Below are 21,505 nucleotides of genomic sequence, written 5' to 3'. Positions count from 1 at the left end.
GGTGTTTGGGTTGACGGGGCTGCGCCCGTACCCTCATCCGCCCCTTCGGGGCAGCTTCGCCCGAGGGGAGAAGGGAACAGCGGTAAGACGCGTGCCCCTCTCCCGTCGGGAGAGGGGGTGCGGTGAGGGGCGGCGCGAAGCGTCTCGTGGAGCTGGAGTGCGCGAGATTCTTGCCCCTACCGTCGCATGCTTACTCGCGCGCGGCCGCGCCATCGCCAGGCGGTAGGACCTCCGGGACGTGCTGGTCGTACTGCACCAGCACCTCCTCGAAACCGTAGCGCGGTCGCCAATCCAGCGCCTGCATCGCGTGCTGTGCCGAGTAGACGCGGTCGATCCGCTCCGGGAGCGTCCAGCCGCGTTGCTTGAATGCATCCACCAACTCGGGTGCGCGACGTCGCAGGACCGCCGGCGCCGCGCGGTGCAGCTCGGCGCAATCCTCGCGCAGGAACGGCGTGGCTCCGGAAATCACGAACGTTGCCTCGGCCGGCCCGGCATGCCGCAATGCCGCGGCATGGGCCTCGGCGACGTCGCGCGCGTCGATGCCGCGATGCAGGCGGAATGCCGCCATCACGTTGACCGCTTCCGGGAAGCAGCGCGACATGCGCAGGATGCGCACGCTCGGCCCGCCCTGGTCGGCGGCGGCGCGCAGCAGCGCCTCGGCCTCCAGTTTGGTGTGGTGGTAGATGGTCTGCGGCTGCGGCGTCAGCGCCTCGTCGACCCAGGCGGCGGTGCCGTCGGGGCTGGCGGCACCGCCGTACAACGCGGTGGTGCTGGTGAACACGATGCGGCGCACGCCGGCCGCCGCGGCGGCATCCAGGACGCGGCGCGTGCCGTCGACATTGACCTGGCGGAAGCGCGCCGCCGGCACATGTGCGACGTGCGGGGCATGCAGCGCGGCGGTATGGATCACCGCGTCCGCGCCCTGCAGCGCTCGCGCCAGCAGCGCGGCATCGTCGAGGTCGCCGACCCAGTCGGCGGTGGAGCAGGGCGTGAGGTCGAAGCCGCTGACGCGGTGCTCGCGCGCGAGCCGGATGTGGATGGCGCGGCCGATTCGGCCGGCACTGCCGGTGACCACGATCTTCAGCGGGGACGAAGTGGACATCGGCATGGCGCTGGTAGGAAGGGACTTGGGTGGTACCGATGTGGGCGATGCCGGTCGCACCTGCGACCGGCTCCGGCTCACTCCGGGTCGTAGTCCAGGTTGGAGGCCAGCCAGCGCTCGGCCTGTTGCAGCGAGACACCCTTGCGCCGGGCGTAGTCGGCGAGTTGCTCCTTGCCCAGTCGGCCGACCACGAAGTACTGGCTCTGCGGGTGGCTGAAGTAGTAGCCGGACACCGCGGCGGTCGGCAGCATCGCGAAACTCTCGGTCAGCGACATGCCGGCGTTGCGTCCGGCGTCGAGCAGCGCGAACAGGGTCTGCTTCTCGCTGTGGTCGGGGCAGGCCGGGTAGCCGGGGGCGGGACGGATGCCGCGGTAGCGCTCGGCGATCAGCGCCTCGTTGTCCAGCGCCTCGTCGTCGACATAGCCCCAGAACTCGGTGCGCACGCGCTGGTGCAGGCGCTCGGCCAGCGCCTCGGCCAGGCGGTCGGCCAGGGCCTTGAGCAGGATCGCGTTGTAGTCGTCGTGCGCCGCCTCGAAGCGCGCCACGTGCGGCTCGATGCCGATGCCGGCGGTGACCGCGAACGCACCGATCCAGTCCTGCTTGCCGCTGTCGCGCGGGGCGATGAAGTCGGCCAGGCAGAAGTCCGGGCGCTCGGCGGGCTTGTCGACCTGTTGCCGCAAAAAATGCAGGGAATGGGGAATGGAGAATCGGGAATGGTCGAGCGGCGCAGTCCCGCTCGACGATTCCCCATTCCCGTCTCCCGATTCCCGGTCCGTCAGGACCACAACGTCATCCCCGACCGACTGCGCCGGCCACAGCCCGAACACCGCCTTGGCGGTCAGCCATTTCTCGGCGACGATCCGCTGCAGCATCGCCCGCGCGTCCTGGTACAGCTCGCTGGCCTGCTGGCCGACGATCTCGTCGGTGAGGATCGCCGGGAACTTGCCGGCCAGTTCCCAGGCCTGGAAGAACGGCGTCCAGTCGATCAGCGGGACCAGGTCGTCCAGCGGGTAGTCGTCGAACACGTGCAGGCCGGGCTGGCGCGGGGTCGGCGGGGTGTAGGCGTCCCAGCCGCCGTCGAAGCGCTGCCCGCGGGCGTGCGCGAGCGACACCAGGCGCTTGGCGTCGCCGCGGTTCTTGTGGCGCTGGCGGATCTCGGCGTAGTCGGCGTCGTTGGAAGCGACGAAGGCGGCGCGCAGTTCGCGCGAGATCAGCGACTGCGCCACGCCCACCGCGCGCGAGGCGTCCTTGACCCACACCGTCGGCGCCGCATAGTGCGGGTCGATCTTCAGCGCGGTGTGCGCGCGCGAGGTGGTGGCGCCGCCGATCAGCAGCGGCATCGAAAAGCCCTGGCGCTGCATCTCGCGGGCGACGTGGGTCATCTCTTCCAGCGACGGGGTGATCAGCCCGGACAGGCCGATGATGTCGGCGTTCTCGGCGCGGGCGCGGTCGAGGATGGTCTGGGTCGGCACCATCACCCCCAGGTCGATCACGTCGAAGTTGTTGCAGGCCAGGACCACGCCGACGATGTTCTTGCCGATGTCGTGTACGTCGCCCTTGACCGTGGCCATGATGATCTTGCCGTTGGATTTGCCGGTGTCGCCGCTGCGCAGTTTCTCCGCCTCGATGTAGGGCAGCAGGTAGGCGACCGCCTTCTTCATCACCCGCGCCGACTTCACCACCTGCGGCAGGAACATCTTGCCGGCGCCGAACAGGTCGCCGACCACGTTCATGCCGTCCATCAACGGGCCTTCGATCACGTCCAGCGGGCGCGCGGCCTGCTGCCGCGCCTCTTCGGTATCGGTCTCGACGAACTCGTCGATGCCGTGCACCAGCGCATGGCTCAACCGCTCGCGCACGGTCTTCTCGCGCCAGGCCAGCTTTTCCCGATTCCCGATTCCCGCCTCCCGATTCCCCGTCTTTTTGTAACGCTCGGCGATCTCCAGCAGGCGTTCGGTGGCGTCGCGGCGGCGGTTGAGGATCACGTCCTCCACGCGCTCGCGCAGCTCCGCATCCAAGTCGTCGTAGATCGGCATGCCGCCGGCGTTGACGATGCCCATGTCCATGCCGGCGGCGATGGCGTGGTACAGGAACACCGAATGGATCGCCTGGCGCACGGTCTCGTTGCCGCGGAACGAAAACGATACGTTGGACACGCCGCCGGAGACGTGGCAGTGCGGCAGGGTGCGCTTGATCTCGCGGGTCGCCTCGATGAAGTCGACCGCGTAGTTGTCGTGCTCCTCGATGCCGGTGGCCACGGCGAAGATGTTCGGGTCGAAGATGATGTCTTCCGGCGGGAACCCGACCTGCTCGGTGAGGATGCGGTAGGCGCGGGTGCAGATCTGCACCTTGCGCGCGCAGGTGTCGGCCTGGCCGACCTCGTCGAAGGCCATCACCACCGCCGCGGCGCCGTAGCGCAGCACCTTGCGCGCCTGTTCGACGAACAGCGCCTCGCCTTCCTTGAGCGAGATCGAGTTGACCACGCTCTTGCCCTGCAGGCACTTCAGCCCGGCCTCGATCACGCTCCACTTGGAGGAGTCGACCATGATCGGGATGCGCGCGATGTCCGGCTCGGACATGATCAGGTTGAGAAAGCGCACCATCGCCTTCTCCGAATCGATCAGGCCCTCGTCCATGTTGACGTCGAGGATCTGCGCGCCATTGGCGACCTGCTGGCGCGCCACCTCCACCGCTTCCTCGTAGCGCTCTTCCTTGATCAGCTTGCGGAACTGCGCGCTGCCGGTGACGTTGGTGCGCTCGCCGACGTTGACGAACAGCAGGTCCGGGGTCAGCAGCAACGGCTCCAGGCCGGACAGGCGGGTGTGGCGGGCGGAGGACATGGTCAGCGTTCCGGAAACGGGTAGGTGCCGGCGCGCACGCAGGCGGTACCGCACTGGCGCCAGGGCGCGCGGGCGGCGACGGCGGGCATGCGCGCGGCGGACATCAGGCGGCCTGCGCCTGCGCCGCCAGCGGCACGCGCGGCGGCAGCCCGCGCACCGCTTCGGCGATGGCGCGGATGTGGGCGGGGGTGGTGCCGCAGCAGCCGCCGACCAGGTTCAGCAGCCCGGACTCGGCGAACTCGCGCAGCGTCGCCGCCATTTCCTCGGGCGTCTCGTCGTACTCGCCGAAGGCGTTGGGCAGGCCGGCGTTGGGGTGCGCGCTGACGTAGCCGTCGGCGATCCGCGCCAGGGTTTCCACGTGCGGGCGCAGGTCCTTGGCGCCGAGCGCGCAGTTCAGCCCCACCGACAGCGGCCGCCCATGCGCGACCGAGGCGTAGAACGCTTCGGCGGTCTGCCCGGACAGGGTGCGGCCGGAGGCGTCGGTGATGGTGCCGGAGATCATCACCGGCAGGCGCCCGCCGCGCGCGTCGAACACCTCTTCGATCGCGTACAGCGCGGCCTTGGCGTTGAGCGTGTCGAAGATGGTCTCCACCATCAGCGTGTCGGCGCCGCCGTCGATCAGGCCGTCGATGGCCTCGCGGTAGGTGGTGCGCAGTTCGTCGAAGCTGGTGTTGCGGAAGCCGGGATCGTTGACGTCCGGGCTGATCGAGGCGGTGCGGCTGGTCGGGCCGAGCACGCCGATCACGAACCGCGGCTTGTCCGGCGTCAGTGCCTCGACCGCATCGCAACAGGCGCGGGCGACCTGCGCGCCTGCCTTGTTGAGTTCGTAGACCAGGTGTTCCAGGTGGTAGTCGGCCTGGCTGATGGCGGTGGCGTTGAAGGTGTTGGTCTCGAGCAGGTCGGCGCCGGCGTCGAGGTAGGCCCGGTGGATCTCGGCGATCACCTCGGGGCGGGTCAGCAGCAACAGGTCGTTGTTGCCCTTCAGGTCGTGGCCCTGCGGCGCGTGGTCGCAGCCGGGGCCATGCACGTGCGCGGCCTGCGCGTCGTAGCCCTCGGCGAAGCGCTCGCCGCGGTAGTCGGCCTCCTGCAGCCCATGGCGCTGGATCATCGTGCCCATCGCCCCGTCGATGATCAGGATGCGCTCGGACAGGGCCTGCAGCAGCGCCTCGGCGCGCTGGGGGTGGAGCCATTGGGAGGCCGGGAGTGGGGAATGGGGAATGGGGAATGGGGGAGGAGCGATGGTGCTCATGCGACATCTCCTGCGGCCGCCTTGGCCTTGGCGGTTGCTTTTTCGATTCCCGATTCCCCAATCCCGATTCCCGGCTTCCCGGCAATCAACGAAATCACTTCGAAGTGCGGCGGGCGCTTCTCGCGGGTCACGGTTTCCAGGCTGGAGACCTCGAGCCCGGCCTTGCCGACGAACTTGCGCAGTTCCTTGGCGGCGAAGCCGAGGTTGACGTGGCCGTAGGCCTGCACCGCGGCCTTGTGTTCGTGGCGCGCCAGGCTGCACAGCAGCAGGCGGCCGCCCGGGCGCAGCACCCGCGCCGATTCGCACACCGCCTGCGCCGGCTTGGTGGCGTAGGTGAGGGCGTGCATCATCACCACCAGGTCGAAGCTGGCGTCCGGGAAGGGCAGGGCGTGCATGTCGCCCTCGCGCACTTCCACGTTGCCGAGCCGGCGCAGGCGCTCGCTGGCCGCGGCCACCACCCGCGCGCTGGTGTCGATGCAGACGTAGCGGCGCGCGTGCGGCGCCACCAGTTCGGCCAGCACGCCGTCGCCGGAGGCGATGTCGAGCACGTCGCCGGTCTCCAGCAGCGGCAGGGCGGTGCGCGCCAGCGCCTCCCAGGTGCGGCCGGGCGAATAGTGGCGTTCCATGTCGCCGGCCACCGAGTCGGCCCAGTTCTGGTCGGCGGCGCGGTTGGCCAGCACCGCGGCCACGCGTTCGGCGTCCTGGCGCAGCAGCGGGTCGTCGCTGCCGGTGCTCAGCGCCAGCCACAGCGCGCGCTGGGCCGGGTCCAGCAGGGTCTCGTCGAAGCGATAATAGGCCGACACGCCGGCGCGGCGGTCGCGCACCAGCCCGGCCTCCTTGAGCTTGGCCAGGTGGGTCGAGACGCGCGGCTGCGCCAGGCGGGTGATGGCCGACAGTTCGGCCACGGTCAGCTCCTCCTGCTCCAGCAGCGCCAGCAGGCGCACGCGGGTGGCGTCGGCGAAGACCTTCAGCCGGGACGACCAGTCCTCCAGATCCATAAATATCTTCCTATCGCGATATAGAGATATTTTGGTCCGCGCGGCGGTTGCGGTCAAGTTGCACACGCCGGCGTATGGTCGGCGCGGCTACAATGGCCGCACCAACAAGCCCGGGAGGGGTTCGACGTGGATTTCAGCTTTACCGAAGAGCAATTGATGATCCAGGATGTGGCGCGGCGCATCGCCCAGGAGCGAATCGCCCCCAGCGCCGAGCACCACGACCGTACCGGCGAATTCCCGCTGGAGAACATCCGCCTGCTGGGCGAGAACGGGCTGATGGGCATCGAGGTGCCGGAGGAATACGGCGGCGCCGGCATGGACCCGATCGCCTACGTGCTGGCGATGGTCGAGATCGCCGCAGGCGATGCAGCGCATTCGACCATCGTGTCGGTCAACAACTCGCTGTTCTGCGCCGGCATCCTCAAGAACGGCAACGAGGAACAGAAGCAGACCTACGTGCGCGCCATCGCCGAGGGCCGCGAGATCGGCGCCTTCGCCCTGACCGAGCCGCAGTCCGGCTCCGACGCCACCGCGATGCGGTGCCGCGCGGTGCGCCAGGACGACGGCAGCTTCGTCATCAACGGCAAGAAGAGCTGGATCACCTCCGGCCCGGTCGCCAAGTACATCGTGCTGTTCGCGATGAGCGAGCCGGACAAGGGCGCGCGCGGCATCACCGCGTTCGTGGTCGATACCGACAAGCCGGGCTTCCACCGTGGCAAGACCGAGCCCAAGCTGGGCATCCGCGCCTCGGCCACCTGCGAAATCGAGTTCCAGGACTACGTGGCCAGCGCCGACGAGGTGCTGGGCACCCCGGGCGAGGGCTTCAAGATCGCCATGAGCGTGCTCGACGCCGGCCGCATCGGCATCGCCTCGCAGGCGATCGGCCTGGCCCGCGCCGCCTACGAGGCGACGCTGGAGTACGTGAAGGAGCGCAAGGCCTTCGGTTCGCCGATCGGCGCGTTCCAGATGACCCAGGCCAAAATCGCCGACATGAAGTGCAAGCTGGACGCGGCGCTGCTGCTGACCTTGCGCGCGGCGTGGCTGAAGGGGCAGGGCCAGCGCTTCACCACCGAGGCCTCGGTGGCCAAGCTGACCGCCTCCGAGGCGGCGATGTGGATCACCCACCAGGCGGTGCAGATCCACGGCGGCATGGGCTACTCCAAGGAAATGCCGCTGGAGCGCTACTTCCGCGATGCCAAGATCACCGAGATCTATGAGGGCACCAGCGAGATCCAGCGCCTGGTGATCGCGCGCAACGAGACGGGATTGCGCTGAGGCCGGGAGTCGGGATTGGGGATTAGCCGGTTCCTGCATCGGCTGATGATTCAAGGAGAAGCGGCCGCAGGGCCGCTTTTTCTTTGGGGGGCAAAAGGAATGAGCGGGCTCTGGCTGCAATGCGTCGGGACTGAAGTCCCTCCCACAAGGAGCGCTCGGCCTTCAAGGAGCGCTCCGTCTCGCGCCGGGTTTTGGACCGCGCTTCCCGACCAGATTCCCGGACAACAAAAAGCGGCCTTGCGGCCGCTTCTTGTTTTGCCTCTGCAGGGCGGAAGGATCAGGACCGGGAGCGGGTCGATTCACGAATCCCCACTCCCGAATCCCCAATCCCCGCCCCTCAGCGATCCGGCTGATGCCGCGCCAAACCGGCTTCCTGCATCTGCGTGAACTCCTTCGACGGCTCGTCCAGCTTGTCGCCGAGCATGCGCCGCACCATCACGAAGAACAGCGGGATGAACAGCACGCCCAGCACGGTGGCGAACAGCATGCCGCCGATCACGCCGGTACCGATGGCGTGGCGGGCGTTGGCGCCGGCACCGGTGGAGATCGCCATCGGCAGCACGCCGAGGATGAACGCGAACGAGGTCATCAGGATCGGACGGAAGCGCAGGTGCGCCGCCTCGGCCGCAGCCTCGCGCAGGGTCTTGCCCATCGCCCGCTGCTCCACCGCGAACTCGACGATCAGGATCGCGTTCTTGGCGGCCAGGCCGATCACCGTGATCAGGCCGATCTTGAAGTAGATGTCGTTGGGCAGGCCGCGCAGCAGCGAGAACGCCACCGCACCGAGCACGCCGATCGGTACCACCAGCAGCACCGACACCGGGATCGACCAGCTCTCGTACAGCGCCGCCAGGCACAGGAACACCACCACGATCGACAGCACCAGCAGCAGCGTGGCAGTGTTGCCGGCGATGATTTCCTGGTACGACATGCCGCTCCAGTCGAAGCCGAAGCCCGGCGGCAGGTCGTTGTTGACGATGTCCTCCATCGCACCCATCGCCTGGCCCGAGCTGCCGCCCGGGGCCGGGTTACCGACGATGTTGACCGCCGAGTAGCCGTTGTAGCGGCTCAGCGAGGGCGAGCTGTAGATCCAGTCCGAGCTCACCACCGTGCTCAACGGGATCATCTGCGGCAGGCCGCTGCTGTCGGTGGCGGTGCTGCTGGGCACGTAGAAGTTGCGCAGCGACTCCGGACCGGTGCGGAACGGCGCGTCGGCCTGCATGTTGACGCGCTTGATGCGGCCTTCGTAGAAGAAGTCGTTGACGTACACCGGCGCCAGCATCAGCTGGATCGACTGGTAGATGTCGTTGACCGACAGGCCCATCGACTGCGCCTGCACGCGGTCCACCTTCAACTGCAGCTGCGGCGAGTTCTCCAGGCCGTTCGGGCGCACGCCGGCCAGGGTGTCCTGGCGCTGCGCGGCCTTGCCGAGCACGATGTTGCGCGCCTGCAGCAGGGCTTCTTCGCCGGCACCGGTCCGGTCCTGCAGCCACATGTCGAAGCCGCCGAACTGGCCCAGGCCCTGCACGGTCGGCAGGTTGACCACGAAGATCTGCGCGTCCTTGATCCCGTAGAACATCCCGTTCAACTGCTGGATCAGGTCGCCTGCGGCGATGTCGCGGTCTTCCCAGGGCTTGAGCCGGATGAAGCCCATGCCCACGTTCTCGCCGCGGCCCAGGAAGCTGAAGCCGGCCACCTGCAGCATGCCTTCGACCGCCTTCTGCTGCTGCAGCACGCCGCGCATCTGCGCGAACACCTCGTTGGTGCGGGTCTTGGTCGCACCCGGCGGCAACTGCACGATCGCCAGCGCGAAGCCCTGGTCCTCTTCCGGCAGGAAGCTGCCCGGCATGCGCGTGAACAGGAAGCCGCACAGCACCAACAGCAGGGCGAACACCGCCATCCAGCGCGGCGCGCGGCGGATGGTGCTGCCGACCGCGCCGACATAGCGGTGCGCCAGCTTGTCGTAGTACTTGTTGAAGGTGCGGTAGACCCAGTTCGGGTTGTCGTTGTGGGTGGGCTTGAGGAAGGCCGCGCACAGCGCCGGGGTGAAGCTCAGCGCCAGGAACGCCGAGAACGCCATCGACATGGCGATGGTGATCGCGAACTGCTTGTAGATCGCGCCGGCCGCGCCGGGCTGCATCGCCGAGGGGATGAACACCGCCGCCAGCACCACGGTGATCGCCACCACCGCGCCGGTGATCTGGGTCATCGCCTTGTGCGTGGCCGCCTTCGGTGCCAGGTGCTCTTCGGACATGATGCGTTCGACGTTCTCGATCACCACGATCGCGTCGTCGACCACGATGCCGATCGCCAGCACCATCGCGAACAGCGTCAACTGGTTGATGGTGAAGCCGATGACCCACATGCCCAGGAAGGTGCCCAGCAACGCCACCGGGATGACCAGGGTGGGGATGATGGTGGCGCGGAAGTTCTGCAGGAACACCAGCATCACCAGGAACACCAGCACGATCGCCTCGGCCAGGGTCTTGACCACTTCCTCGATCGAGATCTTGACGAAGGTGGTGCTCTCGTACGGCGTGAACCAGGTGACGCCCTGCGGGAAGCTGGGCTGCAGCTCGTCCATCTTGGACTTGACCGCCTCGGACACGCTCAGCGCATTGGCGCCGGGCAGCAGCTGGATCGCGAAGGCGCCGGTCGGCTTGCCGTTGTACTGGGTGTCGAAGCCGAAGTTGGTCGGGCCGAACGCGACCCGGGCCACGTCCTTCAGCCGCACCACGGTGCCGTTGCCGTCGGCGCGCAGGATGATGTTCTCGAACTGCTCGGGCGAGGTGAAGCGGCCTTCGGCGCTGACCGTGGCGGTGAACGACTGGCCTTGCGGTGCCGGGTCGGAACCCAGCGAGCCGGCCGCGAACTGCACGTTCTGGGCGCGGATCGCGGTGTACACGTCGTTGGCGGACATGTGGTAACCCTGCAGCTTCTCCGGGTTCAGCCAGATGTCCATGGCGTATTCGGCACCGAACTGCTGGGTGCTGCCGACGCCGGGCACGCGCGAGATCTGCTCCAGCACGCGCGAACCGACGATGTCGTTGAGCGCGTCGCGGTCGATCGACGGGTTGTCCGAACGCAACGCGATCACGCTGAGGAAGCCGGCATTGGCCTTGGCCACCACCACGCCCTGCGCGGTCACTTCCGAGGGCAGGCGCGGGGTGGCCAGCGACACCTTGTTCTGCACCTGCACCTGGGCGATGTCCGGATCGGTGCCGGTCTCGAAGGTCAGGGTGATGGTGGCGCTGCCGCTGGAGGACGACGACGAGCTGAAGTACAGCAGGTGGTCGATGCCGGTCAGCTGCTGCTCGATCACCTGGGTGACCGAGCGTTCGGTGGTGCTGGCGCTGGCGCCGGGATAGGTGGCGGTGACGGTGACCTGGGGCGGGGCGATCGAGGGATACGACTCGACGCCGAGATTGAGGATGGCGATCACGCCGCTGAGCGAGATCAGGATCGCCACCACCCAGGCGAAGACCGGGTGTTCGATGAAGAACTTAGGCATGGGGGGAGTCCGTTACTGCTTCGGCTGGTCGGAATGCGAGGCGGCGTCCGGCGAATCGCCGTGCGCTGCGCCCTGCGCCGGGGCGGCGCCCTTGGCCGGCGCGGCAGCACCCTGGGCGCCCTGGCCGGGGGCCGCGCCAGCGCCCGGGCCCTGGCCCTGGCCCTGCGCAGCGGCGTTCGGGTCCCACGGCTTGGCCACGGCCGGTGCGCCTTCCTTGACCTTGGGCAGGCCACTGACGACCACCTGGTCGCCGCTCTGCAGGCCGCCGCTGACGATCCACTTGTCGCCCTGCTGGCCGACCGTGGTCAGGTCCTTGCGCACCACCTTGCTGTCCTTGCCGACGACCATGGCGTAGGCGCCCTTGGCATCGCGCAGCACCGCCGCCTGCGGGATCAGGTAGACGTCCTTGCGCTGGCCCAGGTTGGCCGCGAAGCTGACGAAGGCGCCGGGCAGCAGCACCCGGTCCGGGTTCGGCAGCAGTGCGCGCAGCGTCACCGAGCCGGTGCTCGGATCCACCGCGGCGCCGGAGAAGTCCAGGGTGCCGGCATGCGCATAGGTGCTGCCGTCGCCGAGCTTGATCTGCACGGTGGACTTGTCCTCGGCGTTGAGGGCGACGTTGCCCTCGGTCTGCGCCTGGCGCAGCTGCGCCAGTTCGTCGGCGCTCATCGAGAAGTTGACGTATAGCGGGTCGAGCTGGTCGATCGTGGTCAGCAGGGTGCTGTCGCCCTGGCCGACCAGTGCGCCCTCGGTCACCTGCTGCTTGCCGGCGCGGCCGGCGATCGGCGCGGTGACGGTGGCGTAGCCGAGGTTGATGCGCGCGGTTTCGACCGCCGCGCGGGCCTGCTGCACCGACGCGGCGGAACTGCGCTCGGTGGCCTCGGCGTTGTCCAGGTCGGACTTGGACACGTAGGCTTGCGGTGCCAGGCTGCGCGCGCGGGCGGCGGCGGCCTTGGCGTTGGCGTAGGTGGCTTCGGCGGCGGCCAGCTGGCCCTGCGCCGAGGCCAGCGTCGCCCGCAGCGGCGCCGGGTCGATCTGGAACAGCGGCTGGCCTTCCTTGACGTCGGTGCCTTCGGTGTACAGGCGCTTTTCCAGCACGCCGGCCACGCGGGCGCGCACATCGGCGCTACGGAACGCGGACAGGCGGCCGACCAGGTCGCGCTGCAGCGGCACGGTCTGCGGCTGCGCCTGCAGCACGCCCACCTCCGGCGGCGGCATGGCCTGCTGCTGATCCTGTTTCTTGCAGGACGCCAACACCACCACAACGGCGCAGGCCAGGGCGAGAGAACGCAACGGGGAGGTCATCGGGTGGTACTCCGGTCTGGTTTTGTAGAAGGAAGGGAAGGGGCGGGGGTGAAGGCGCGCAGGAAACCGTCCACGGCGAACTCGGCCCAGGCGCGCTGCGCGGCGGGCGCGTCGCGATGCGCGCTGTGGAAGCGCCGACGCTCGAAATCCATGCCGACGATCATGCTCAACAGCAGTTCGGCCATGAAGTGCGGATCGTCATGCCGGAGCTGGCCGCGGGCCATGGCATCGCGCAGGTGCTCGCTCAGGCGCTGCATCAGCGCACCGGCGCTGTCGTGGAACAAGGCGCGGGCTTCTTCGGGGAAGTGCCGGGACTCGGCGGCGATCAGCTGGGAACTCTGCAGAACGCTCGGCTCGAACAACTGTTCCAGGTATTCGCAGGCGAAGCGCAGCAGGCTGCCGCGCAGGTCGCCCTGCGCCGGCTCCAGGTGCGCGGTGGCCAGGTCCAGGTGGTCCTGCAGGGCCCGCCGCAGCAAGGCCTGCTTGCTGCGGTAGCGGCTGTACAGGGTCTGCTTGGAGCAGCCGGCGCGTGCCGCCACCGTGTCCATGCTCAGGCCCATGCCTTCCTCGGCCAGCAGCTCGCGCACGACCGCGTACACGCGCTGGTCGCGCGCCTGGCGCTGTGCGGCAGAGGCGAGGGGGGTGCTCATCGATTGTGGACTATACCGTCCAGTTTAGAATTAGAACAGCCTTGACACCGCGGCGTTCTTGCTGACAACAACACGGCCCGCAAAGCATGGTGATCGCCGCGTGACGATGGTGTTGCGAACCGCTTTGCCCGATTTGGCGCCTCGTCTCCGCCACGCCCTCGGTTTGCGATGCAGCAAGGTAGTTGAACGGAGCACCGGTACAATTCTCGCTTTCCCATCGAGCATCGTTGCTGCTCTCCGTCATGAAACCCAAACACGCCGCTTCCCGTTCCAAATCTCCGGCCGCCACCCGCACCACCGCGACCCCGTCCGCCACCAAGCCGGCCAAGGCACCTGCCAAGACCAAGGCGGCCGCCAAGCCTGCGGCCAAGCCCGCCGCCCCGCGCAAGGCCGCAACGCCGCCCAAGCTGGCCGCGACCGTGCCGGCCACGGCCAAGGTGATCGACGCGGCGCCCGCCGCCAGCGGTTTCAGCCTGACCCCGGTGTTCGCGGCGCTGCGCAAGCGCTATCCGGCCGCCCGCCAGGAGGAAGCGCAGACGTTCGCCGAGGAGTTCTACAAGCGCATGGAGGAGGACGAGTTCCCCCACCACAGCGCGCAGGAGTGGGCGGCGCTGGCCGCGTCGATGCTGGAATTCGCGCGCAAGCGCAAGCCGGGCACGGTCAACGTGCGGGTGTTCAATCCGAATCTGAAGGACGACGGTTGGGAGTCGTCGCACACGGTGCTGCAGATCGTCAACGACGACATGCCGTTCCTGGTCGATTCGGTGAGCATGGCGCTGGCGGAACTGGGCATCGGCGTGCACGTGCTGGGCCATCCGGTGCTGCGCATGCAGCGCGACAAGAGCGGCACGCTGGAGAACGTGGGCGAGGGCAAGGCGGAATCGCTGATGGCGCTGGAGATCGACCGGCAGCCGCCGGAAGACATGGCGCAGGTGGAAGCGGCGATCCGGCGCATCCTCGGCGAGGTGCGCAACATCGTGCGCGACTGGGGCAGCATGCGCGAGAAGATGCTGGCGCTGGCCGACGACCTGACCACCCGGCGCCTGCCGGTGGACGACAAGGGCCGGCGCGAGGCGCAGGAATTCCTGCGCTGGGCCGCGGCCGACCACTTCACCTTCTTCGGCTACCGCGAGTACCGCGTGGAGAAGCAGGGCGGCGAAGACGTGCTGGCGCCGCTGGAAGACAGCGGCCTGGGCCTGCTGCGCGGGCAGGACAAGTCGCCGGCGCGGCCGGTGCGCACGCTGGCCGCGCACGGCCTCAGCGAGTCCGGCACCAAGGAGGCGCTGATCCTGACCAAGACCAATGCGCGCTCGCGGGTGCACCGCAGCGGCTACATGGACTACATCGGCGTGCTGGAGTTCGACGCCAAGGGCCGCATCATCGCCGAGCAGCGCTTCCTCGGCCTGTTCACCTCCAGCGCCTACAACCGCCGCCCGTGGGAGATTCCGCTGGTGCGCGAGCGCTTCGACTCGGTCATGCGCAAGTCCGAGCTGACCCCGAGCAGTCACAGCGGCAAGGCGCTGCGCCACATCCTGGAGACGTTGCCGCGCGAGGAACTGTTCCAGTCCAACGAGGAAGAGCTGTACCGCACCGCGATGGGCATCCTCGGCCTGCAGGAGCGGGTGCGCAGCCGCCTGTTCCTGCGCCGCGACAAGTACGGCCGTTTCATTTCCGCGCTGGTGTACATCCCGCGCGAGCGCTTTAACACCGACGTGCGCCTGCGCATCGAGGCATTGCTGAAGGACGCGCTGCACGGCGAATACATCGATTCCAACGTGGTGCTGGGCGAATCGCCGCTGGCGCAGTTGCACATGATCGTGCGGCCGAAGCCGGGCGAGGCGCTGGAGTTCGACACCACCGAACTGGAATCGCGCCTGGCGCACCTGCTGCGCAACTGGCACGACGACCTGCGCGAGGCGCTGGTGGCCAGCCGCGGCGAGCGCTATGGCCTGCGCCTGGCCGCCGGCTACGGCCGCGCGCTGCCGGCGGGCTACATCGAGGAGTCGACCGCGCAGATCGCCGCGCGCGACGTCGAGCGCCTGGCCGCGCTGCGCGGTCCGGAAGACCTGCACCTGAGCCTGCAGGCGCTGCGCCGCGACGGTGCCGACAGCCTGCGCCTGAAGCTGTACCGCCAGCACGACGACCTGCCGCTGTCGGACGTGCTGCCGATGATGGAGAACCTGGGCCTGCGGGTGATCTCCGAGCGTCCGTACCGGCTGGTGGTGGACGGCACGCCGCTGTCGATCCAGGACTTCGAGGTCGAGCCGCTGGCCGGCAGCATCGACGTGGAAGCCGCCGACGCGCCGCTGTGCGAGGCGTTCGTGCGGATCTGGCGCGGCGACGCCGAGAACGACGGCTTCAACCGCCTGATCGTCGGCGCCAGCCTGAGCTGGCGCCAGGTCGCGGTGCTGCGCGGCTACTGCAAGTACCTGCTGCAGACCGGCGTGCCGTTCTCGCAGGCCTACGTGGAAGAGACCTGCAACCGCTATCCGCTGCTGGCGCGGCTGCTGGTGGAACTGTTCGAGGCGCGCTTCGATCCGGCCACCGGCAGCGAGAGCAAGGCGCAGATCGCCGAAGGCCAGGTCGCGCTGGCGGCGCAGCTGCGCCTGCTCGCCCACGGCGACGAGGCCGCGCTGAAGGCGCTGCAGCCGGTGATCGACGCGCGCAGCGGCAACCGAGAGGCGCAGCTGGAGGCGGTCTCGGCCGCGCTGCTGAAGCTGTTCGACCAGGTGGCGAGCCTGGACGAGGACCGCATCCTGCGCAGCTTCAAGGGCGTGATCGAGGCGACCCTGCGCACCAGCCACTACCAGCGCAACGCCGATGGCGGGCTGGGCCACTGCATCAGCTTCAAGCTGGATTCGGCCAAGGTGCCGGACCTGCCCAAGCCGCGTCCGTACCGCGAGATCTTCGTGTACGGCCCGCGCGTGGAAGGCGTGCACCTGCGCTTCGGCGCGGTGGCGCGCGGCGGCCTGCGCTGGTCCGACCGGCGCGAGGACTTCCGCACCGAGGTGCTGGGCCTGGTCAAGGCGCAGATGGTCAAGAACACGGTGATCGTGCCGGTCGGCGCCAAGGGCGGTTTCTTCTGCAAGCGCCCGCCGGTCGGCGGCGACCGCGATGCGGTGCTGGCCGAAGGCATCGCCTGCTACAAGCTGTTCATCCAGGGCCTGCTGGACATCACCGACAACATCGCCGGCGGCAAGATCGTGCCGCCGCCGCAGGTGGTGCGCCACGACCAGGACGACCCGTACCTGGTGGTCGCCGCCGACAAGGGCACGGCCACCTTCTCCGACATCGCCAATGGCCTGGCGCTGGACCACGGCTTCTGGCTGGGCGACGCGTTCGCCTCCGGCGGCTCGGTCGGCTACGACCACAAGGGCATGGGCATCACCGCGCGCGGCGCCTGGGAGTCGGTCAAGCGCCACTTCCGCGCGCTGGGCCGCGACTGCCAGAACGAGGACTTCACCTGCGTGGGCATCGGCGACATGTCCGGCGACGTGTTCGGCAACGGCATGCTGCTGTCGCGCCACATCCGCCTGCTGGCCGCGTTCGACCACCGCCACATCTTCCTCGACCCGAACCCGGACGCGGCAGCGTCCTTCGCCGAGCGCGAGCGCCTGTTCAAGCTGCCGCGCTCCAGTTGGGCCGATTACGACGCCAAGCTGATCAGCGCCGGCGGCGGCATCTATCCGCGCACGCTCAAGTCCATCGAGATCAGTGCGCCGGTACGCGAGGCGCTGGGCCTGGAGCCGGGGGTCAAGCAGCTCTCGCCGAACGACCTGATGCACGCCATTCTCAAGGCGCCGGTGGACCTGTTCTGGAACGGCGGCATCGGTACCTACGTCAAGGCCGCCAGCGAGACCCACGGCGACGTCGGCGACCGCGCCAACAACGGCCTGCGCGTCAACGGCGGCGAGCTGCGCTGCAAGATCGTCGGCGAGGGCGGCAACCTCGGCCTGACCCAGCTCGGTCGCATCGAGGCCGCGCAGGTCGGCGTGCTGCTCAACACCGACTTCATCGACAACTCGGCCGGCGTGGACACCTCCGACCACGAGGTCAACATCAAGATCCTGCTCAACGACGTGGTTCAGGCCAAGAAGCTGACCCTGGACGCGCGCAACAAGCTGCTGGCGTCGATGACCGACGAGGTCGCCGAGCTGGTGCTGTGGGACAACATCCGCCAGAACCAGGCGCTGAGCCTGATGGAGCGGATGAGCGTCAAGCGCCTGGGTTCCAAGCAGCACTTCATCCGCACCCTGGAAGCGCAGGGCCTGCTCGACCGGCAGATCGAGTACCTGCCCTCGGACGCGGAGATCTCCGCACGCAAGGCCCGCGGTCAGGGCCTGACCCGGCCGGAACTGGCGGTGCTGCTGTCCTACTCCAAGCTGGTGGCGTTCCAGCAGCTGCTGGAATCGGACATCCCCGAGGACCCGTACCTGTCCAAGGAACTGCAGCGCTACTTCCCGCAGCCGCTGCAGAAGAAGTACGCCGACGCGATGGAGCGGCACCGCCTCAAGCGCGAGATCATCGCCACGGCGGTGACCAACACCACCATTAACCGCATGGGCGCCACCTTCCTGATGCGCATGCAGGAAGACACCGGCCGCAGCATCGCCGAGGTCGCCAAGGCCTACACCATCAGCCGCGAGACGCTGGATGCGCGCGCGCTGTGGACGCAAATCGATGCGTTGGACGGCAAGGTGCCCGAGTCGGTGCAGATCGACGCGCTGGAGGTGATCTGGACGCTGCAGCGCGCCTTCGTGCGCTGGCTGCTGTTCCGTCCGGGCCCGATGCCGGGCATCACCGCGGCGGTGGAGCGCTACTACGAGCCGTTCAACGACATCCGCGTCGCCTCCGGCGTGCTGCCCGATTCGCAGCGTCCGCGCTACGAGGCCCTGGTGCAGGAGTGGCAGGACAAGGGCCTGCCGCCGGCGCTGGCCCAGCAGCTGTCGGAACTGCGCTTTCTGGAGCCGGCGTTCGACATCATCGAGATGGCGCGCACCCGCAAGCTCAAGCCGGTGGAGGTGTCGAAGGTGCACTTCCGCCTCGGCGAGGCGCTGCAGCTGCCGTGGCTGTTCGAGCAGATCGACGCGCTGGAGGTCAACGGCCGCTGGCACGCGGTGGCCCGCGGCGTGCTGCGCGACGAACTGGCCAAGCACCACAGTGCGCTGGCCGGCCAGGCGCTGAGCCTGCCGGGCGGCACCGCCGAGGCCAAGGTGCAGCATTGGCTGCAGCGCGACGACAGCAGCCTGCGCTTCACCCTGAGCATGCTGCAGGAACTGGCTGCGCAGAAGACGCTGGACTATCCCACCGTGTCGGTGGCGGTGCAGCGGCTGGGCCAGCTGGCGGCGCACGGGGTGTAGCCCCGTGGTCAGGCCCGTGCGGGCCTGACCCAACCGTTTGCGCCGCACGGCCACCTTGCCTATCCCCCGCGGCTTCGCCGCGCCCCCCTTAACAGAAGGGGGGCTTTCCTCCAGGGAGGAATGTGGGGGTGGGCGAGGGGGCTGTCGTGGTGGGGGGAATTGGGGCGTCGAGAGTGGGGATTCGCGACGGTGCATCGCTTTCTCGATTCCTCTTTGCACCTTCCGATCCCGTTGCCCGCTTTTGCCAATCCCGAAGCTCCACTCCCGAATCGCATCCTTTCGGGCTGCGCAATTTCGCGCTCTTGGCTGTCCCGTTTCCGACGCGATAGCCCGCTTCTGCCAATCCCGAATCCCGACTCCCGAATCCCGGCTTTACACCCGGACAGGTATGATCGGCGCCATGAATGCGTCCATGCCGTCCTCGCCCCGCATCTGTTTTCTTGCCAGTGTCCCCACCGAGTCGCAGCGGGCGCGCGAACAACTGGTCGCGCGCTATGGCGATTGCGAGCCGGCCGAGGCCGATGTGCTGTGCGCGCTCGGCGGCGACGGGTTCATGCTGCAGACCCTGCATCGCCACGGCAGCCTGGGCAAGCCGGTGTTCGGCATGAAGCTGGGCACGGTCGGGTTCCTGATGAACCAGTTCCGCGACGACGACCTGGTCGCGCGCCTGGCCCAGGCCGAGCCGGCCAAGCTGCGGCCGCTGGAGATGCTGGCGCAGACCGAATCCGGTGCCACCACCGGCTCGCTCGCCTACAACGAGGTCTCGCTGCTGCGGCAGACCCGCCAGGCCGCGCACGTGAGCATCGACCTCAATGGCCAAACCCGGGTCGACGAGCTGATCTGCGACGGCGTGCTGGTCTCCACCCCGGCCGGCAGCACCGCCTACAACTCCTCCGCGCACGGCCCGATCCTGCCGCTGGGCTCGCACACCCTGGCGCTGACCCCGATCGCGCCGTACCGGCCGCGGCGCTGGCGCGGCGCGATCCTCAAGGCCGACATCGAAGTGCGCTTCCGCGTGCTGGACCCGTACAAGCGCCCGGTCAGCGTCACCGCCGACTCGCACGAGACCCGCGACGTGGTCGAAGTCACCATCCGCGAATCCCGCGACCGCCTGGTCACCCTGCTGTTCGATCCGGAGCACAACCTGGAGGAGCGGATCTTGAGCGAGCAATTCATGGTGTAGCGGCTGGCAGTGGGGAATCGGGAATGGGGAATCGCAAGAGCGGTTTCCTGGCAATTTCCTTTCCCTGGATAACTTCCGCGCCTGCAAGCCGCTTTTACCTATTCCCCATTCCCGATTCCCCACTCCCAGCCCAAAATGTCCGACAACTCCCCCCGTCTGCTCACCGTCGCGGTCACCTCGCGCGCCCTGTTCGATCTGGAAGAGGGCCATGCCCTGTTCGAGCGGGAGGGGGTGGAGGCGTACAGCGCATACCAGCGCGAGCGGGAGGACGATGTGCTGGCGCCCGGGGTGGCGTTTCCGGTGGTGCGCAAGCTGTTGGCGCTGAACCAGGGCACGCCGCCGGAGACGCCGCCGGTGGAGGTGATCCTGCTGTCGCGCAATTCCGCCGACACCGGGCTGCGCATCTTCAATTCGATCCAGCACTACGGCCTGGGCATCGTCCGCGCCACCTTCACCTCCGGCGAGGCCACCTGGCCCTACGTCAAGCCGTTCGGCACCGACCTGTTCCTGTCGGCCAACCCGGAGTCGGTGCGGCGCGCACTCAGCCACGGCATCGCCGCGGCGACCATCCTGCCCAAGCCGCCCGGCGAGCATGCGCAGGAAGCGGCCGCGGCGGCCGGCGCGATCGACGCCGACCGCCTGTCCACCCAGTTGCGCATCGCCTTCGACGGCGATGCGGTGATCTTCGGCGACGAGGGCGAGCGCTTCTCGCGCGAGCAGGGCGTGGAGGCGTTCGGTCGCTACGAACGCGAGAACGCGCGCGAGCCGCTGACGGGCGGGCCGTTCCGCAATTTCCTGTCGGCACTGCATGCGCTGCAGTCCGCGTTCCCGGCTGGCGAAGCGTCGCCGATCCGCACCGCGCTGGTCACCGCGCGCTCGGCGCCGGCGCACGAGCGGGTGATCCGCACGTTGCGCGAATGGGGCGTGCGCCTGGACGAGGCGCTGTTCCTCGGCGGCCGCCACAAGGGCCCGTTCCTGCAGGCCTTCGGGGCGGACATCTTCTTCGACGATTCGCAGCACAACATCGACAGCGCCGCCCGGGAGCGCGTCGCCGCCGGACATGTGCCGCACGGGGTCGCCAACGACATCGCCAAGCCGTGAGCGCGGCGCCCGGCGGCCGCTGGGCCGCGCTGCGCCGCCTGCTGCGACAAGGAGCGGACGCACCCACCGACCTGCGTCCCGGACGACCCTATGTCCGCCACGGCTGGCGCTACACCAGCCTGCAGTTCAAGGGTGAGGTGACCCAGAGCCGCATGTACACCTGGTGGCCGGACGTGCTGCAGGTGGGCTATACCCGCAGCATGCTCGGCGCGCTGCTGCTGCGCCCGGATCCGCGGCGGATCGGCATCGTCGGCCTCGGCGGTGGCTCGCAGGCCAAGTTCTGCTACCGGCACCTGCCGCAGGCGCGGATCGAGGCGATCGAGGCCGATGCCGACGTGCTGGCCCTGCGCACGGCTTTCCGCATCCCGGACGACGACGCGCGTTTCGAGGCCGTGCACGGCGACGGTGCGCGGCTACTGCCGCAGCGGCGCGACCGCTACGACCTGCTGCTGCTCGACGCCTACGACGCCGACGGCATCCCGGCCGCGCTGCTCAGCCGCGGCTTCTACGAGGACTGCCACGCGGCGCTGGCGCCGGGCGGGGTGCTGGCGGTGAACCTGTACGACACGGATACCCGCCGCCATCTGGCGCATCTGCGCGCACTGTTCGGCGGCCGCGTGCTGCGCCTGGACGAGCCGCAGATGGACAACCACGTGGTGTTCGCCTGGACCGGCGCGCTGCCGGCGCTGGACGCGCACGCGGCCCTGGCGCGCCTGCCGTGGTCGGCACGCTGGCAACTGCGCATGCCGTTCCGGCGCGTCCAGCAGGCGATGGTGGGCGGGACGAAGGCGGGCGCTCAGCGCTAGGCGGCGCCTGGCTGTATCGGGTCATTGGGCTGCGCGTGCCGAGGGTGCGCTGCGTGTCTGTCTCCTTCAGACGGTTGCGGGTGCGACCGGCTGCTCATCAGACGCGTCGCCTGGCGCGTACCGGCGCT

General features: G+C 68.8%; 12 protein-coding genes. 5 read left to right on the top strand and 7 right to left on the bottom strand.

The window, feature by feature from the left end; genetic code table 11:
• Window positions 1–190: 190 nt before the first annotated feature.
• The 4 genes from M3U25_RS07070 to M3U25_RS07055 all read right to left on the bottom strand — a co-directional run bounded on the left by M3U25_RS07070 (window position 191) and on the right by M3U25_RS07055 (window position 6,189).
• On the bottom strand, window positions 191–1,102 hold the full coding sequence (locus M3U25_RS07070) for an NAD(P)-dependent oxidoreductase (RefSeq protein WP_355496930.1): 912 nt from the start codon (window positions 1,100–1,102) through the stop codon (window positions 191–193).
• 77 nt (window positions 1,103–1,179) lie between these two features.
• Window positions 1,180–3,942, bottom strand: a complete 2,763-nt coding sequence (gene metH, locus M3U25_RS07065) for a methionine synthase (protein WP_355496933.1) — start codon at window positions 3,940–3,942, stop codon at window positions 1,180–1,182.
• Between the two features lie 103 nt (window positions 3,943–4,045).
• Window positions 4,046–5,191 (bottom strand): homocysteine S-methyltransferase family protein, encoded by a 1,146-nt coding sequence (locus tag M3U25_RS07060; RefSeq protein ID WP_355496936.1) that lies wholly within the window; start codon window positions 5,189–5,191, stop codon window positions 4,046–4,048.
• Window positions 5,188–6,189 (bottom strand): metalloregulator ArsR/SmtB family transcription factor, encoded by a 1,002-nt coding sequence (locus tag M3U25_RS07055; protein WP_242160414.1) that lies wholly within the window; start codon window positions 6,187–6,189, stop codon window positions 5,188–5,190. The genes M3U25_RS07060 and M3U25_RS07055 overlap by 4 nt, the downstream gene beginning before the upstream one ends.
• Before the next feature lie 126 nt (window positions 6,190–6,315).
• Here M3U25_RS07055 and M3U25_RS07050 point away from each other — a divergent pair, with 126 nt between their 5' ends.
• A complete protein-coding gene (locus M3U25_RS07050; RefSeq protein WP_242160413.1) occupies window positions 6,316–7,464 on the top strand; it encodes an acyl-CoA dehydrogenase family protein in 1,149 nt (382 codons plus the stop codon).
• A 337-nt stretch (window positions 7,465–7,801) separates the two neighbouring features.
• Here the strand turns inward: M3U25_RS07050 and M3U25_RS07045 are convergent, their stop codons facing one another.
• From M3U25_RS07045 to M3U25_RS07035, 3 genes are read right to left on the bottom strand one after another with little or no spacing between them, the layout of a single operon-like run.
• Window positions 7,802–10,975, bottom strand: coding sequence for a multidrug efflux RND transporter permease subunit (locus M3U25_RS07045; RefSeq protein ID WP_355496940.1), 3,174 nt, complete (start codon window positions 10,973–10,975; stop codon window positions 7,802–7,804).
• Window positions 10,976–10,987: 12 nt separating this feature from the next.
• Entirely contained in the window at window positions 10,988–12,277 is a 1,290-nt protein-coding gene (locus M3U25_RS07040; RefSeq protein WP_355496942.1) for an efflux RND transporter periplasmic adaptor subunit, read from the bottom strand.
• Window positions 12,274–12,927 (bottom strand): TetR/AcrR family transcriptional regulator, encoded by a 654-nt coding sequence (locus M3U25_RS07035; protein ID WP_242160410.1) that lies wholly within the window; start codon window positions 12,925–12,927, stop codon window positions 12,274–12,276. Before M3U25_RS07035 ends, M3U25_RS07040 begins: the two co-directional genes overlap by 4 nt.
• 242 nt (window positions 12,928–13,169) lie before the next feature.
• Here M3U25_RS07035 and M3U25_RS07030 point away from each other — a divergent pair, with 242 nt between their 5' ends.
• The 4 genes from M3U25_RS07030 to M3U25_RS07015 all read left to right on the top strand — a co-directional run bounded on the left by M3U25_RS07030 (window position 13,170) and on the right by M3U25_RS07015 (window position 21,377).
• Window positions 13,170–18,287: an NAD-glutamate dehydrogenase domain-containing protein gene (locus M3U25_RS07030; RefSeq protein WP_355496946.1), complete on the top strand. Its 5,118-nt coding sequence runs from the start codon at window positions 13,170–13,172 to the stop codon at window positions 18,285–18,287.
• Window positions 18,288–18,699: 412 nt separating this feature from the next.
• Window positions 18,700–19,470 carry an NAD kinase gene (locus tag M3U25_RS07025; protein WP_184502413.1) on the top strand — a complete coding sequence of 257 codons (771 nt, stop codon included), beginning with the start codon at window positions 18,700–18,702 and terminating at the stop codon, window positions 19,468–19,470.
• 135 nt (window positions 19,471–19,605) lie between these two features.
• Window positions 19,606–20,571: a 5'-nucleotidase gene (locus tag M3U25_RS07020; RefSeq protein ID WP_017907609.1), complete on the top strand. Its 966-nt coding sequence runs from the start codon at window positions 19,606–19,608 to the stop codon at window positions 20,569–20,571.
• Entirely contained in the window at window positions 20,568–21,377 is an 810-nt protein-coding gene (locus M3U25_RS07015) for a transferase (RefSeq protein WP_355496950.1), read from the top strand. The genes M3U25_RS07020 and M3U25_RS07015 overlap by 4 nt, the downstream gene beginning before the upstream one ends.
• Window positions 21,378–21,505: the final 128 nt, after the last annotated feature.

The organism is Xanthomonas sp. PPL134 (assembly GCF_040595915.1).
Lineage (GTDB): Bacteria > Pseudomonadota > Gammaproteobacteria > Xanthomonadales > Xanthomonadaceae > Xanthomonas_A > Xanthomonas_A indica.
The sequence above is the reverse complement of the archived record's forward strand: the minus strand, read 5'-3'. Positions and strand labels throughout refer to the sequence as shown.

Coding starts and splice junctions, on each gene's coding strand:
- M3U25_RS07035 (WP_242160410.1), bottom strand. CDS start 12,927: ATGAGCACCCCCCTCGCCTCTGCCGCACAGCGCCAGGCGCGCGACCAG.
- M3U25_RS07020 (WP_017907609.1), top strand. CDS start 19,606: ATGTCCGACAACTCCCCCCGTCTGCTCACCGTCGCGGTCACCTCGCGC.
- M3U25_RS07045 (WP_355496940.1), bottom strand. CDS start 10,975: ATGCCTAAGTTCTTCATCGAACACCCGGTCTTCGCCTGGGTGGTGGCG.
- M3U25_RS07055 (WP_242160414.1), bottom strand. CDS start 6,189: ATGGATCTGGAGGACTGGTCGTCCCGGCTGAAGGTCTTCGCCGACGCC.
- M3U25_RS07030 (WP_355496946.1), top strand. CDS start 13,170: ATGAAACCCAAACACGCCGCTTCCCGTTCCAAATCTCCGGCCGCCACC.
- M3U25_RS07025 (WP_184502413.1), top strand. CDS start 18,700: ATGCCGTCCTCGCCCCGCATCTGTTTTCTTGCCAGTGTCCCCACCGAG.
- M3U25_RS07040 (WP_355496942.1), bottom strand. CDS start 12,277: ATGACCTCCCCGTTGCGTTCTCTCGCCCTGGCCTGCGCCGTTGTGGTG.
- M3U25_RS07060 (WP_355496936.1), bottom strand. CDS start 5,191: ATGAGCACCATCGCTCCTCCCCCATTCCCCATTCCCCATTCCCCACTC.
- metH (WP_355496933.1), bottom strand. CDS start 3,942: ATGTCCTCCGCCCGCCACACCCGCCTGTCCGGCCTGGAGCCGTTGCTG.
- M3U25_RS07070 (WP_355496930.1), bottom strand. CDS start 1,102: ATGTCCACTTCGTCCCCGCTGAAGATCGTGGTCACCGGCAGTGCCGGC.